At 70.6% G+C, this 13,462-nt stretch carries 15 protein-coding genes; 6 read left to right on the plus strand and 9 right to left on the minus strand.

Annotation, left to right across the window (positions count from 1 at the left end; all coding sequences use genetic code 11):
- Positions 1-73: 73 nt before the first annotated feature.
- The 4 genes from ABZ877_RS22425 to fasR form a co-directional block, all read right to left on the minus strand.
- Positions 74-322, minus strand: a complete 249-nt coding sequence (locus tag ABZ877_RS22425) for an acyl carrier protein (RefSeq protein ID WP_361073942.1) — start codon at positions 320-322, stop codon at positions 74-76.
- 97 nt (positions 323-419) lie between these two features.
- Positions 420-1,451 carry a ketoacyl-ACP synthase III gene (locus ABZ877_RS22430; protein ID WP_361073944.1) on the minus strand — a complete coding sequence of 344 codons (1,032 nt, stop codon included), beginning with the start codon at positions 1,449-1,451 and terminating at the stop codon, positions 420-422.
- Between the two features lie 18 nt (positions 1,452-1,469).
- Entirely contained in the window at positions 1,470-2,393 is a 924-nt protein-coding gene (locus tag ABZ877_RS22435; RefSeq protein WP_361073945.1) for an ACP S-malonyltransferase, read from the minus strand.
- Positions 2,394-2,482: 89 nt separating this feature from the next.
- Complete coding sequence (gene fasR, locus ABZ877_RS22440) at positions 2,483-3,649, minus strand: fatty acid biosynthesis transcriptional regulator FasR (RefSeq protein WP_361073947.1); 1,167 nt, start codon at positions 3,647-3,649, stop codon at positions 2,483-2,485.
- Between the two features lie 180 nt (positions 3,650-3,829).
- Between fasR and ABZ877_RS22445 the strand changes: the two genes are divergently transcribed.
- Positions 3,830-4,483 carry a pirin family protein gene (locus tag ABZ877_RS22445; protein WP_361073949.1) on the plus strand — a complete coding sequence of 218 codons (654 nt, stop codon included), beginning with the start codon at positions 3,830-3,832 and terminating at the stop codon, positions 4,481-4,483.
- 26 nt (positions 4,484-4,509) lie between these two features.
- Here ABZ877_RS22445 and ABZ877_RS22450 read toward each other — a convergent pair whose 3' ends face one another.
- The gene (locus tag ABZ877_RS22450) at positions 4,510-5,319 is read right to left on the minus strand and encodes a serine hydrolase domain-containing protein (RefSeq protein WP_361073951.1); all 810 of its coding nucleotides are present in this window, start codon (positions 5,317-5,319) and stop codon (positions 4,510-4,512) included.
- Between the two features lie 10 nt (positions 5,320-5,329).
- Positions 5,330-5,797, minus strand: coding sequence for a GNAT family N-acetyltransferase (locus ABZ877_RS22455; RefSeq protein ID WP_361073953.1), 468 nt, complete (start codon positions 5,795-5,797; stop codon positions 5,330-5,332).
- Positions 5,798-5,891: 94 nt separating this feature from the next.
- Here ABZ877_RS22455 and ABZ877_RS22460 point away from each other — a divergent pair, with 94 nt between their 5' ends.
- Together ABZ877_RS22460 and ABZ877_RS22465 are read left to right on the plus strand one after the other, a co-directional pair.
- A complete protein-coding gene (locus ABZ877_RS22460) occupies positions 5,892-6,386 on the plus strand; it encodes a MerR family transcriptional regulator (RefSeq protein ID WP_361073955.1) in 495 nt (164 codons plus the stop codon).
- A gap of 24 nt (positions 6,387-6,410) precedes the next feature.
- Positions 6,411-7,454: an aldo/keto reductase gene (locus ABZ877_RS22465; RefSeq protein ID WP_361073958.1), complete on the plus strand. Its 1,044-nt coding sequence runs from the start codon at positions 6,411-6,413 to the stop codon at positions 7,452-7,454.
- A gap of 37 nt (positions 7,455-7,491) precedes the next feature.
- On the opposite strand, the gene ABZ877_RS22470 is transcribed toward ABZ877_RS22465, so the two are convergent.
- The 3 genes from ABZ877_RS22470 to ABZ877_RS22480 form a co-directional block, all read right to left on the minus strand.
- On the minus strand, positions 7,492-8,373 hold the full coding sequence (locus tag ABZ877_RS22470) for a DUF4429 domain-containing protein (RefSeq protein ID WP_361073960.1): 882 nt from the start codon (positions 8,371-8,373) through the stop codon (positions 7,492-7,494).
- 76 nt (positions 8,374-8,449) lie between these two features.
- Positions 8,450-9,661 carry an alpha/beta hydrolase gene (locus ABZ877_RS22475; protein ID WP_361073962.1) on the minus strand — a complete coding sequence of 404 codons (1,212 nt, stop codon included), beginning with the start codon at positions 9,659-9,661 and terminating at the stop codon, positions 8,450-8,452.
- Positions 9,662-9,833: 172 nt separating this feature from the next.
- Entirely contained in the window at positions 9,834-10,475 is a 642-nt protein-coding gene (locus ABZ877_RS22480; RefSeq protein ID WP_361073964.1) for a TetR family transcriptional regulator, read from the minus strand.
- Between the two features lie 110 nt (positions 10,476-10,585).
- Here ABZ877_RS22480 and ABZ877_RS22485 point away from each other — a divergent pair, with 110 nt between their 5' ends.
- The 3 genes from ABZ877_RS22485 (at position 10,586) to ABZ877_RS22495 (ending at position 13,234) form a co-directional block, all read left to right on the plus strand.
- Positions 10,586-12,196, plus strand: a complete 1,611-nt coding sequence (locus ABZ877_RS22485; RefSeq protein ID WP_361073966.1) for an MFS transporter — start codon at positions 10,586-10,588, stop codon at positions 12,194-12,196.
- A 274-nt stretch (positions 12,197-12,470) separates the two neighbouring features.
- Positions 12,471-12,842 carry a peptidase inhibitor family I36 protein gene (locus ABZ877_RS22490; RefSeq protein WP_361073968.1) on the plus strand — a complete coding sequence of 124 codons (372 nt, stop codon included), beginning with the start codon at positions 12,471-12,473 and terminating at the stop codon, positions 12,840-12,842.
- An 80-nt stretch (positions 12,843-12,922) separates the two neighbouring features.
- Positions 12,923-13,234 (plus strand): small hydrophobic protein, encoded by a 312-nt coding sequence (locus tag ABZ877_RS22495; protein WP_361073970.1) that lies wholly within the window; start codon positions 12,923-12,925, stop codon positions 13,232-13,234.
- The last annotated feature ends 228 nt before the right edge of the window (positions 13,235-13,462 follow it).

Raw genomic sequence — 13,462 nt, forward strand, 5'->3', positions numbered from 1 at the left:
CAACGGATACGAGGGATTCAGCGGCGCCACCGCCGGGTGGCGGAGCGACTGACCTTCAGGCTGCGCCGGTGGCTCAGCTCTGGTGGTCGAGGATGTACTTCGTGGCGTCGCCGACGGTCTTGAGGTTCTTGACGTCGTCGTCCGGGATCTTGACGTCGAAGCGCTCTTCGGCGGCGACGACGACCTCGACCATCGACAGCGAGTCGACGTCCAGGTCATCGGTGAAGGACTTGTCCTCCTGGACGTCCTCAACGGGGATCCCGGCGATCTCGTTCACGATCTCGGCGAGACCGGCGACGATCTCTTCCTGAGTGGCGGCCATTGTGGCGCTCCTTCGGTGTGTATCCAGAGGGTGTGGCGCCCACCGCGTCAGCGGCAGGTTGACGACCGTCCGGACCAGGTGGCCCGGACGGGGATGCCTAGGGGAGGGTAACGACCGTCGCGGCGTACACGAGACCCGCCCCGAAGCCGATGACGAGCGCGGTGTCGCCGCTCTTCGCCTCGCCGGTCGCCAGGAGCCGCTCCATCGCGAGCGGGATCGAGGCGGCCGACGTGTTGCCGGTGGTGCGTACGTCGCGGGCGACCGTGACGTGCTCCGGCAGTTTCAGAGTCTTCACCATCGAGTCGATGATCCGCTCGTTGGCCTGGTGCGGAATGAAGACATCCAGGTCGTTCGAGCTGATTCCGGCCGCGTCCAGCGCCTGCTGGGCGACCTTCGCCATCTCGAACACGGCCCAGCGGAACACCGCCTGGCCCTCCTGCGTGATCGCGGGGAACTTGACGTTGCCCGCGGAGTCCAGCGGCAACTGAGACACGTCACCGATCCTGAACTGGTCCCACTGCACGGTCTGCTTGATCGTCCCGGCCTTGTCGCCCTCGGAACCCCACACGGTGGGGCCGATCGCGGGCTCCTTGGAGGGACCGACGATCACCGCTCCGGCGCCGTCACCGAACAGGAAGGCCGTCGCCCGGTCCTCGAGGTCGGTCAGGTCCGAGAGCCGCTCCACGCCGATGACCAGCACATACTCCGCGCTGCCCTCGATGATCATGCCCTTGGCCAGCGTCAGTCCGTACCCGAACCCGGCGCAGCCGGCGGAGATGTCGAACGCCGCGGCCTTCTGCGTGCCCAGCTTGTCCGCGATCTCCGTCGCGATGGCCGGCGTCTGCGCGAAGTGCGAGACGGTCGACACGACGACGGCGCCGATCTGCTCGGGCTGGATGCCCGCGTCGGCGATGGCCTTGCCCGACGCCTCGATGGACATCATCGCGACGGTCTCTTCGTCGTTCGCCCAGTGGCGCGTGGAGATGCCGGAGCGCGAACGGATCCACTCGTCGGACGAGTCGATCTTCTCGAGGATCACCTCGTTCGGCACGACCCGCGTCGGACGGTAGCCACCGACACCGAGGATGCGCGCGTACGGGGCACCCTTACTGGGCTTGATCTTCGACATGCTGCTCGGATCTCCTTGTCAGGCCGTGGCTTCAGCGGCTTCGGCGATCAGGGCGCGGGCTGCGTCGAGGTCGTCGGGGGTCTTCAGGGCGAGGGTCTTGACGCCGGGCAGGGCCCGCTTGGCGAGGCCGGTGAGGGTGCCACCGGGGCAGACCTCGATCAGCGCGCTCACGCCGAGCTCCTGGAACGTCTCCATGCACAGGTCCCAGCGGACCGGGTTCGCGACCTGGCCGACCAGGCGCGAGAGCACCTCGTCCCCGGTCGCGACCGTCTTGCCGTCCTTGTTCGAGACGTACGCGACCGTGGGGTCGGCCGGGGTCAGCTCCCGGGCGGCCTCCTCCAGCTTCGCCACCGCGGGGGCCATGTGCCGGGTGTGGAACGCGCCCGCCACCTTCAGCGGCACCACGCGGCGCACGCCCTCGGGCTTGTCGTCCGCCAGCGCGGCCAGCTCCTCGAGCGTGCCGGCGGCCACGATCTGGCCCGCGCCGTTCACGTTCGCCGGGGTCAGGCCCAGCTTCTCCAGGTGCGCCACGGTGGTCTCGGGGTCGCCGCCGAGCAGCGCCGACATGCCGGTCTCCGTGATCGCCGCGGCCTCGGCCATGGCCAGGCCACGACGGCGCACGAGTCGCAGCGCGGCCACGTCGTCGAGCACGCCCGCGAACGCGGCCGCGGTGATCTCACCGACACTGTGTCCCGCCACCGCGCCGGGCGTGACGTCGCCGAGCGCGGACGCGGACAGCAGCCCCGCCGCGACAAGGAGCGGCTGGGCGACGGCCGTGTCACGGATCGCGTCCGCGTCGGCCTGCGTGCCGTAGTGGGCAAGGTCGAGTCCGATGGCGTCGGACCACGCGGCGACGCGGTCCGACGCGCCGGGGAGGTCGAGCCAGGGAGTCAGGAAGCCGGGCGTCTGAGCGCCTTGGCCGGGAGCGACGAGTACGAGCACTCTCACACTCTCTCTTGAAGGCGGTGCAAGCCGCCCGTGGGGACAGGGACGAAGAACCCGAAGGGGAATTGTAGACCCCCGACAAAAGGCTAGGACTGGGGATCCGCGTCGGCCAGGCGCCCCAGGATGAGCGCGATGCGCAGCGTGAACGCCGATCGGACGTCCGACGGCGACCACCCGGTGACGTCCGTCACACGTCGGAGCCGGTAGCGGACGGTGTTCGGGTGCACGAAGAGCATTCTGGCCGCACCCTCCAGACTGCTCGCCTGCTCCAGATAGACGCTCAGCGTCTCCAGGAGAGCCGAGCCGGCTTCCTCCAGCGGTCTGTAGATCTCCTCCACCAACTGCTCCCGCGCGGAGGGGTCGCCCGCGATCGCGCGCTCCGGAAGCAGATCGTCCGCCAGAACCGGACGCGGGGCGTCCTGCCAGGCGCCGCACGCCTTGAGCCCGGCCGCCGCCGCCTGGGCGGAACGCGTCGCCGCGAGCAGGTCCGGCACCACGGGGCCCGCGACCACGGCCCCCGCCGCGAACGGCCCGATCAGCGACTTCGCCACCGCCAGCGGATTGTCGCTGCCGCCCGCGATCACCACGAGCCGGTCCCCGAGGACCCCGGTGAGCACCTGCAGCTTGGCGTGGCGCGAGGCCCGCCGAATGGCCTCGACCGTCAGCTCACTGTCCCCGTCGGGCGCCGTCCCGAGCACCACGCACACATGCTCCGGCGAGTTCCAGCCCAGCGCCGCCGCCCGGCTGATCGCGCCCTCGTCGGCCTCCCCGGAGAGCACCGCGTTCACCACGAGGGACTCCAAGCGGGCGTCCCACGCGCCCCGCGCCTCCGCCGCCTGCGCGTACACCTGGGCGGTCGCGAACGCGATCTCCCGCGCGTACACGAGCAGCGCCTCCCGCAGCACGCTCTCGTCGCCCGGCGCGGCCACCTCGTCGATGGCCGACTCCATGACCTCGATCGTCGTCCGCACCATCTCCACGGTCTGGCGCAGGGTGATCGCCCGGGTCAGCTCCCGGGGCGCCGTGCCGAAGACGTCCGTCGAGATGGCCTGCGGGGTGTCCGGGTGCCGGAACCACTCGGTGAACGCCGCGATACCCGCCTGCGCCACGAGCCCGATCCAGGACCGGTTCTCCGGTGGCATGGCCCGGTACCAGGACAGCGTCTCGTCCATGCGCGTGATCGCCTGCGCCGCGAGCGCCCCGGATGACTTCTCCAGGCGCTTCAGGGTCGCCGAGTGCGGGTGCGGGTCCACACGGGGGTTCGGGCGGCGGTCCGCCGGTTCGTTCGCTGAAGTCTGCGCTGATTCCGATTGGGGCACGGGGACAAGACTGCCTTACCGGGACGGCCCGGCGGAGTGGAGGGTCCGCGCCCGGCCCCGGGGACGACCGGAAACGGCGGCTGGCGGCGGCTACCGACAGCTACCGTGGAGCCTGTGATTGACGTCCGCCGCTCCGCCGACCGCTATCCGGGCGGTGAACCCGACGCCGGGATCGAGTCCTTCCACGCGTTCTCCTTCGGCCCGCACTACGACCCGGACAACCTGCGCTTCGGCTCCATCCTCGCCTGCAACGAGGAGCACCTCGCCCCCGGCGCCGGCTTCGCCGAACACCCCCACAGCCACACCGAGATCGTCACCTGGGTCATCTCCGGCGAACTCACCCACCGGGACTCCACCGGGCACGAGTCCGTCGTCTGCCCCGGCGACGTCCAGCACCTGAGCTCCGGCGGCGGCGTCCGCCACGTCGAGCGCAACGACGGCATGAAGCCCCTCGTCTTCCTCCAGATGTGGCTCGCGCCCCGCTTCCCGGGCGGCGACCCCTCCTACGAGGTCGTCCGCGGCATCGCCGACTCCACCCCCTACGACGTCCCCGCGGCGGGCGCCACCCTCCACGTCCGCCGCCTGGCCGACGGCGAACGCACCGAACTCCCCTCCGCCCCGCACGTCTACGTCCACGTACTCCGCGGGGAGGTACGCCTCCGCGACGCCGACCTGCGACAAGGGGACGCCGTCCGGATCACGGAGGAACCGGGGGTGGAGGCACTGGCGCTCAAGGGGGCGCACTTGTTGATCTGGGAGATGAGGTAGGGGGCGGGCCCGTCAGGCGGGGCGGGTCACAGCTCGGAGAGCACCGCGTCGGTGAAGGGGGGCCACACCTCGGCGGCCCAGGGGCCGAACGCCCGGTCCGTCAGGGCGACGCAGGCCGCCCCCGCGTCCGGGTCGACCCACAGGAACGTGCCGGACTGGCCGAAGTGGCCGAACGTGCGCGGGGACGACGCGCTCCCCGTCCAGTGCGGCGCCTTGTGGTCACGGATCTCAAACCCGAGGCCCCAGTCGTTCGGGTTCTGGTGCCCGTACCCCGGAAGCACCCCCTTCGTGCCCGGGTACTGCACCGTCATCGCCTCGGCCACGGTGCGCGGATCGAGCAGCCGGGGCGCCTGGAGCTCCATGGCGAACCGCACCAGGTCGTCCACCGTGGACACCCCGTCCTTGGCGGGCGAGCCGTCCAGCGTCGTCGCGGTCATCCCGAGCGGCTCGAGCACGGCCTGCCGCAGATACTCGGCGAACGGGATGTCCGTCGCCTTCTCGATGTGGTCCCCGAGCACCTCGAAGCCCGCGTTCGAGTACAGCCGCCGCGTTCCGGGCTCCGACGTCGTCCGGTGCTCGTCGAAGGCGAGGCCGCTGGTGTGCGCCAGGAGGTGCCGCACCGTCGACCCCTCCGGCCCGGCCGGCTCGTCCAGTTCGACCGCGCCCTCCTCGTACGCGACGAGCACCGCGTAGGCGGCGAGCGGCTTGGTGACCGAGGCCAGCGGGAAGCGGTGGGCCGTGGGACCGTGCGCCCCGAGCACCGTGCCGTCCGCGCGGACGACGGCTGCGGCGGCGGTCGGGACCGGCCAGTTCTCGATCATGGCGAGGCTCTGCATGGGGACGAGCCTAGAACGTCAGCCGCATCGCGGGTGAGGGGGTGCGGGTGAACCCGAGCGAGGCGTACAGCGGCTCGCCCTGCGCGGTCGCGTGCAGGTCGACCCGGCGCACGCCGCGCTCCCGGTACCAGGCGAGCAGCGCTTCGACACAGGCCCGCGAGTAGCCCCTGCGCCGGTGCTCCGGGTCGGTGCACACGTTGAAAACGTGCCCGGAGCTGCCGGAGGGGTTGGCAGGGGAACCCAGGCCACGGTGGACGGCCCCGGTGGCACAGGCCGCGAGCCCGGACCCCGGCGCCGGGGCGTCGACGACGAACGCGGTCAACTCGCCCGCCGGGTCGGCGAGGTGGGAGCGAAGGGCCGCGATCGTGGCCGGCTGCCAGCTCACATCGGTGCTGGGGTGCATCGAGTCGAGCATGATCTTGCGCAGCCGGACCAGCTCTTCGGCGTCCTCGGGGACGGCGCGACGGACGAGAGGCATGATCCGGACCGTAGTGCGGACACCACCGGGCTGTCGCCGGAAATTCCCGACGGTGCTTGCTTGGAGCGCACTCCAAGGTCCTAGCGTGGTGACCATGACGGTGATGGAGACCACGCCCGCACCCAACCGGACCGCACCCGGCCGGACCGCGACCGACCGCACCGCGACCGACCGGACCAAGGTCGACGCCTGCGCCTCCGCGCCGAGCGCGCACCCGCGCCCCGACGGCCAGGACCGGTACACGATCAGCGAGGTCGTCGCCTTCACCGGACTGACCGCGCACACCTTGCGCTGGTACGAGCGGATCGGCCTCATGCCCGATGTCGACCGCTCGCACACCGGCCAGCGCCGCTACAGCAACCGCGACCTGGACTGGCTGGCCTTCGTCGGCAAGCTGCGGCTGACCGGCATGCCGGTCGCCCACATGGTCCGCTACGCCGAACTCGTCCGCCTGGGCGAGGAGACGTTCGAGGAGCGCCGGGAACTCCTCGAATCGACCCGGCGCGACGTCCTGAACCGGATGGCGGAGCTGCAGGACACCCTCGCGGTACTCGACCACAAGATCAACTTCTATGCGGGCGCCCAGTAGGCGTCGGAAAGGGAGCCGAACCACATGGCCCACACCGAACAGACTCCGCGGACGGACGACCTGCGCCTTGCCACTGTCGAGCTGGGAAAGAACGGACCCGTGGTGGGCGTTCAGGGCCTCGGCTGCATGGGGATGAGCTGGGCCTACGGTCCGACCGACGCCGACGAGGCACGAGCCACCCTGGAGCGGTCCCTGGAACTCGGTGTCACCCTGTACGACACCGCTGACGCCTACGGCGCCGGTGAGAACGAGAGGTTCCTCGCTCCCTTCGTCAAGGCGCACCGTGACGAGATCGTCCTCGCCACCAAGTTCGCCCTCGGCACCGACCCCGACGACCCTTCCAAGCGCACCATCCGGAACGACCCCGCCTACATCAGGAGCTGCATCGACGCCAGCCTCCGACGCCTGGACGTCGACTCGGTCGACCTGTACTACATGCACCGCCGGGACCCCGCGGTCCCCATCGAGGAGACGGTCGGGGTGATGGCCGAACTCGTCGCCGCCGGCAAGGTCAAGCACCTCGGCCTCAGCGAGGTCACCGCCGACGAGCTGCGCGCCGCCCAGTCCGTCCACCCGATCGCGGCCGTCCAGTCCGAGTGGTCACTGTTCAGCCGTGACATCGAGCGGTCGGTGGTTCCCGCCGCCGCCGAGCTGGGGGTCGCGCTCGTCGCCTACTCGCCGCTCGGCCGCGGCTTCCTCACCGGTTCCTTCGTCAGCGCCGACAAGGAGTTGTCCGAGGGCGACTTCCGCCGCCAGCAGCCCCGGTTCACCGGCGACAACGCCGCCGCCAACGCGGCCCTCCTCGAACCCGTCCGCCAAGTCGCCGAGCACCACGGCGCCTCCCTCGGCCAGATCGCTCTCGCCTGGGTGCAGCGGCAGTCGGAGACCTTCGGGCTCCCCGTCGTCCCGATCCCCGGCACCCGCAAGCGCGGCCGTGTCGAGGAGAACGCCGCGGCGACCCGGATCGCCCTGACCGACGAGGACCTGGCGCTTCTCGAACCGATCGCCTCCCGGGTCTCGGGCGACCGCTACGCCGACATGAGCTTCACGTCGGCGGGCCGCGAGTAGTCGTCGGAGTTCTCACCCAGGGACGACGGCACGGTCGTCACAGCTCCGCGAGGAGCTCCGCCTTCTTCGTCGTGAACTCCGCGTCCGTGACCAGGCCCGCCTGATGCAGTTCGCCGAGGTGACGGATGCGGTCCGCGATGTCCGCCGGATCACGGCGGCCTGCCGTCGCGGAGTCGGCACGCAGATGGTTCGGGGGCGACGAGGGGGCGGGGCTCGTGGACCGTACGGCGGCGAGGACCGAGGCGGCGAAGGGCAGGGACTCGTGCACGGGGCCGTAGCCCAGACCGAAGACGACGGCGGCGGGGTCCTGATCGGCCTGCCCGGGCTGTTCCTCGGCGCTCGCCCGGTGCACGAGACGCAGATAGCCCTCGAAGAGTTCGGGGGAGCGCCACTCCACGCCGCTCAGGTCGGCGACAGGGAACGTCTTGTCCCCGGCCTTCCACTTCGCGGACGAGGCTCCCGTCCAGAACCAGCGGAAGGACACCGAGGTTCCGTCGAAAGACGCCTTGCCGTCGTACGCCTTGAACTGGAGCGGGGCCTTGGGCGGTGCCACCAGGTAACCGTCCGCCCGCACGTCCTTGTCGGCGACGAGCATGCCGCGCAGTTCGTCCACGTAGTACTCGGCGAGGGTCTCCCGCTCGGCGGGCAGGACCAGACGGTAAGGGTCGCACGTCTCCTTGAGCTGTCCCGCCGCGGCGTCCATGAGCGGATCCACGCCGGGTCTCGGCTCCGCCTGCAGCACCACGGTCCCGCGCTTGCCACGAGTCAAGGTCACCCCCGCGATCGCTTCCAGGGGGATGCGGCGTTCACCGAGCGCCTGCAGAAGCTTCGGTGTGCGGATCCCCCGTTCGAAGCGGATGAGCACGGAGTCGGACTCGAACTCCCAGGCGGCATGAAATCCGGCCAGTACGTCACCCATGCGGCTCATCGTATGCGGCATGCGCGCCTCCGTCGCCTGTTGCGTCGGACCACTGTTTCACCGATTTCTACGCGCGTCAGGCAGAGGTACTACCGGAAAATCCTTTCCGGCACTGAGGGTCCGTACCCGCACAGCGCACCGATCGGTACGCGCCAGTCCCGATCAGGGCGAAGTTGTCGAGGCTGTCGGTGCCCGGTGCGAAGTAACCGGTGTGGCCCTTGGCGTCCGCCGAGGAGATGACCCGCGCGCCGAAACCAGCGGAGACCGGGTCGGCACCGTGCCCGAGGCCGCCCACCTCCATGTACGGCACGTCCTGGATCCAGTCGTCCTTGTCGCGCGTGGCCCACACGCGCGCGTGGGTGCCCAGACCGGAGACGCTCCCGCTGCGCATCCCCGGGCTGCCCGCCACCGCGATGTCGCTGACCCGCGCGGGCAGGTGACGCGCGGCGACGCCGCACACCACGGAGCCGTAGCTGTGGCAGTACAGGGCGACGGGGGAGCGGCCGGGCAGGCCACGCAGCATGGCGTTGAGCCGGACCGCGCCGTCGTCGGCCCGCATCGACGTGGCGGCGTCCACGCCGAGGCCCGCGGGCGCCGTGTAGTCGGCCCACGCGATCACCGCGGTACGGGTCCGCGGGCTCGCGGCGCGCTCGGCGGCGTACAGCGAGCGCCCCATGCCCACGGGGGCCGAGTACTTGCGGAACGTGCGCTGGAAGTTCAGTACGTTCGTGTCGACGCCCGGCACCACGACGGAGACGCGCTGCGCCTTGTCGAGGTCGCCGAAGACCTCGGCGACCCGGCCCGAGCCCATGGGGTCGAAGGCGAGGATCTTGCGGTCGGGATGGGTCAGCAGCGCGAAGCGCTTCATGCGCTGCTCGGCGCCGGCATGGCCGACGGCGGAGAGCCGGACGTCGTGCACGCGTCTCGCCTCGACCTCGCGGGCCTGGTCGAGCGCGCGGCGGTTGGCGCGGTAGCGCAGCTCGACGGGGGCGCCGTTCATGTTGCCGACCGCGAGGGGGTAGCGCCTGACGAGCCGGCCGCGCTGGTGCTCGGTGAGCGAGGCGAAGAACCGCCTGAGACGGTCGGGGGAGGCGTCGGGCGCGGGCAGGGCGTGTCCGTCGAGGCTGCCGTGCTCCCAGGCGGTGAGCGCGGCCTGGAGCGGCGACGCGGCGCCCCGGTGATGCCGCACCGCGGTCCACCCGGTCGTCGCCAGCATGATGAACACGACGGCCAGCGCGAGCGATGCGCGCCACACGTTGAGTTGGGGGGAGGAGTCGAAGGAAGTCACTGCGGGACACCCTAGGAGAAGCGCACAGCGCTTCGTGCCACGGGTGAGGCACATCACGTTTCACTCGGCCTTTTTGGGCAAGAGCGAACGCGGTGACGGGCTTGCCTTTACGTTTCGTGAGCGTTCGGCGTGCGCACGCGCGCGTGGATGCGATGACGTGACGGAGGGACGCTCATGATCCTTCGTGGCTCCACCGCTCGCCCAGGGACGGCTTCAGGTGGTCGAGGTAGGACTCGGTGAGCTGGCGGATCGCGTCGATGCTCGCGTCGTCACCCGCACCCCACAGCCGCCCCGTCATCCGCATCACCCCACTGAACGCGGCCACCGCCACGCGCGGCCGGGGGTCGGCGTCCACGTCGAGCCCCTCCCGCTCGGCGATCACGCGTGCGGCCTCCTCCTCCAGTTCGACGGAGCGGCGCAGGTGCGTGGCCAGCAGGGCGGGTGTCGACTCGATCATCTGATAGGTCCGCATGTGCAGTTCGACCGGGATGACCTCCTCCACCGAGCGGCTCAGCGCCTCCCAGGTGCTGGAGACCGTGTGGCGCAGCGCCTCGAACGGGCTCTCGTCCGCGGGCCGTTCGCGCAAGGCCGCGACGAAGCGGGACTCGACCATCTCCTGGACGGCGAAGGCGACCTCTTCCTTGCTCGTGAAGTAGCGGAAGAAAGTGCGCTGCGAGACCTCGCACGCCTCGGCGATCTCGTCGACCGTGGTGGACTCGAAGCCCTGGGACGTGAACAGCTCCAGAGCGGCGCGCAGCAGGGCGTTCCGCGTGCGCTGCTTCTTGAGTTCACGCAGGTTCAACCGAGTCGTCATGGTCCTCTTTCAGGCTGTTTGTGCAGCCCAGCGTAGTGTGAGCGACGTGACAGTTACCGACTTGTGAAATGCTTTGTCAACTGTCAGTTGCTGTCACTAGCCTCGAACGTATGACTAGTCAGACCACTGTCGACAAGGCGGACCGGGTTCCGGGACCCGACCCCGTCCCGGCACCGGCCAAGGGGCTGCGCGGCCACCCCTGGCTGACCCTGTTCTCCGTCGCGATCGGCGTCATGATGGTCGCCCTCGACGGCACCATCGTCGCCATCGCCAACCCGGCCATTCAGAAGGACCTCGGCGCGAGCTTCGCCGACGTCCAGTGGATCACCAACGGCTACTTCCTCGCCCTCGCGGTCACGCTCATCACCGCGGGCAAGCTCGGCGACCGGTTCGGACACCGGCAGACCTTCCTCATCGGCGTGGTCGGCTTCGCCGCCGCCTCGGGGGCCATCGGCCTGTCCGACAGCATCGCGTTCGTCGTCACGTTCCGCGTCTTCCAGGGCCTGTTCGGCGCGCTGCTCATGCCCGCCGCGCTCGGCCTGCTGCGCGCCACCTTCCCCGCCGAGAAGCTGAACATGGCCATCGGCATCTGGGGCATGGTCATCGGCGCGTCGACCGCGGGCGGCCCGATACTCGGCGGCGTGCTCGTCGAGCACGTCAGCTGGCAGTCCGTCTTCTTCATCAACGTCCCCGTGGGCGTCCTCGCGCTCATCCTCGGGCTCGTCATCCTGCTCGACCACCGCGCCGAGAACGCGCCCCGGTCCTTCGACATCCCCGGCATCGTGCTCCTGTCCGGCGCGATGTTCTGTCTCGTCTGGGCCCTCATCAAGGCGCCCGAGTGGGGCTGGGGCGACGGCCTTACGTGGACGTTCCTCGCCGCGGCGGTGCTCTGCTTCGCGGTGTTCGCGTTCTGGGAGACCCGGGTCGCCGAGCCGCTCATCCCGCTCGGCCTGTTCCGCTCGATGCCGCTGTCGGCCGGTGTGGTGCTGATGGTGCTCATGGCGATCGCGTTCATGGGCGGCCTGTTCTTCGTCACCTTCTACCTGCAGAACGTGCACGGCATGAGCCCCATCGACAGCGGTCTGCACCTGCTTCCGCTGACCGGCATGATGATCGTCGCCTCGCCGCTGGCCGGCGCGATGATCACGAAGGTCGGTCCGCGCATCCCGCTCGCGGGCGGTATGGCCTGCACGGCCATCGCCATGTACGGCATGTCCACCCTGGAGGCGGGGACCGGCAGCGGCATCATGTCCGTCTGGTTCGGGCTGCTCGGCCTCGGCCTCGCGCCCGTCATGGTCGGTGCCACCGAGGTCATCGTGGGCAACGCGCCGATGGAGCTGTCCGGCGTCGCCGGCGGACTCCAGCAGGCCGCGATGCAGATCGGCGGCAGCCTCGGCACCGCCGTCCTCGGTGCCGTCATGGCATCGAAGGTGGACAACGACCTCGCGGGCAACTGGACGGACGCCAAGCTCCCGCCGTTGACCCCGACGCAGTTGGACCAGGCGTCCGAGGCCGTCCAGGTCGGGGCCGCGCCGGTGCCGCCCGGGACGCCGGCCGCGATCGCGGAGAAGATCACGGGCGTCGCGCACGACACCTTCATCTCCGGCATGAGCCTGGCCTGCCTGGTCGCCTCCGGCGTCGCGGTCGTGGCGATCCTCGTCGCGACGTTGACCAAACGGGGTGACAACGCGGACGCGGCGGCGGGCGCCGCGCACATCTGACCGACGGCGGTCCCGGTGCCCGAACCCCCAGCTCATGGGGGTGGGCAGTACCGTCCTCAGTCGTCGACAGGGCGCTGAAACCGCTCGTGTGAGGGAAGCCCCCGGGGAACTCTCCGGGGGCTTTCGCTTATCCGGGTGACGTCGCCGGGAAGACCTTCCCGGAACCCGATCCTCCGGGCCAAGGTGTGTGTCGAGCGATCAGTCGCGAAGGCAACTGGTCGACACGACACGGGGGTTCAAGCACATGCGCACGTCCAAACACAGTCCGACATCCATGCCGGTCGCCGTCACCGTCAGCATCGCCGCGGCGGTGCTCGGGGCGATGGCGCTGCCACCCGGCCCCGCAGCGGCGTCACCCATCAAGCTCGGGGACTGCGGGGCGGGGCAGCTCTGCCTCTGGGGGAAGGCCGCCTTCAAGGGGCCCCGGCACACCTACGAGCTGTCCGAGATCGACATCGAGAGCTGCGTCGCGCTGCCGGAGGGGAGCAGCGCGGCGTCCCTCGCCAACCGCACGGGCCGCCCCGTCACCACGTACCAGTCGGCGGAGTGCGGAGAGACCGGAGAGTTCCAGACGTACCCCGGCAGCGGTACGTGGGAGCCCGAATCGCCGTACCGGGCGCGGGCGTTCAAGGTGTGGGAGAGATGACGGCACGGGGGTGCCGGTGATAGTCGGTGGAAGACGGGGTACCCGATTCATCGCCCGAGTCCTGACGAACTCGAGGAGTGATGATGGCGGCCTTCGGTCACACCACGCGCAAGCACCCCCGTTCACGCGGCCGCGCAGGATCGCGGAGCGGGCCGGACCGCGCGTCGCTCGCGATCATCGGCCTCGTCAGCGCGATCGCCGGGTTCTTCGTGATGGGCATCCTGCTCGGTCCTGTCGCCCTGGTCTGCGGATGGCTGGCCATGGGGCGACGCTGGACCGGCACGCAGTCCGTGCCGGCGCTGGTCGCCGTCGTCCTCGGCGCCATCGACACGCTGCTCGCGGTCGCATGGCTGGCCTCGGCGACCGGCTCCGCCACGGGCGGACTGCTGTAACCCCTGACGGGGAAAACGGGGCTTGGAGGGCATCCGGGCGGTGCGTGAACCCGGCCCAAAATGACCGGCCCGGCCTCAAGGGAACACACAGCTCGGCACCAGCCAGGCGGCCCCACAGCCCGCGTCCACCTTCCCTGCGGGCGGCACCCACCCGAAGCCGAGCCCCGCCCCACCCCAGGCGACGGCCGCGCGACCCCGCACAGCGGAACCACGCGGCCGCCCCCACCC

This window comes from Streptomyces sp. NPDC046939, from assembly GCF_040644575.1.
Taxonomy (GTDB): Bacteria; Actinomycetota; Actinomycetes; order Streptomycetales; family Streptomycetaceae; genus Streptomyces.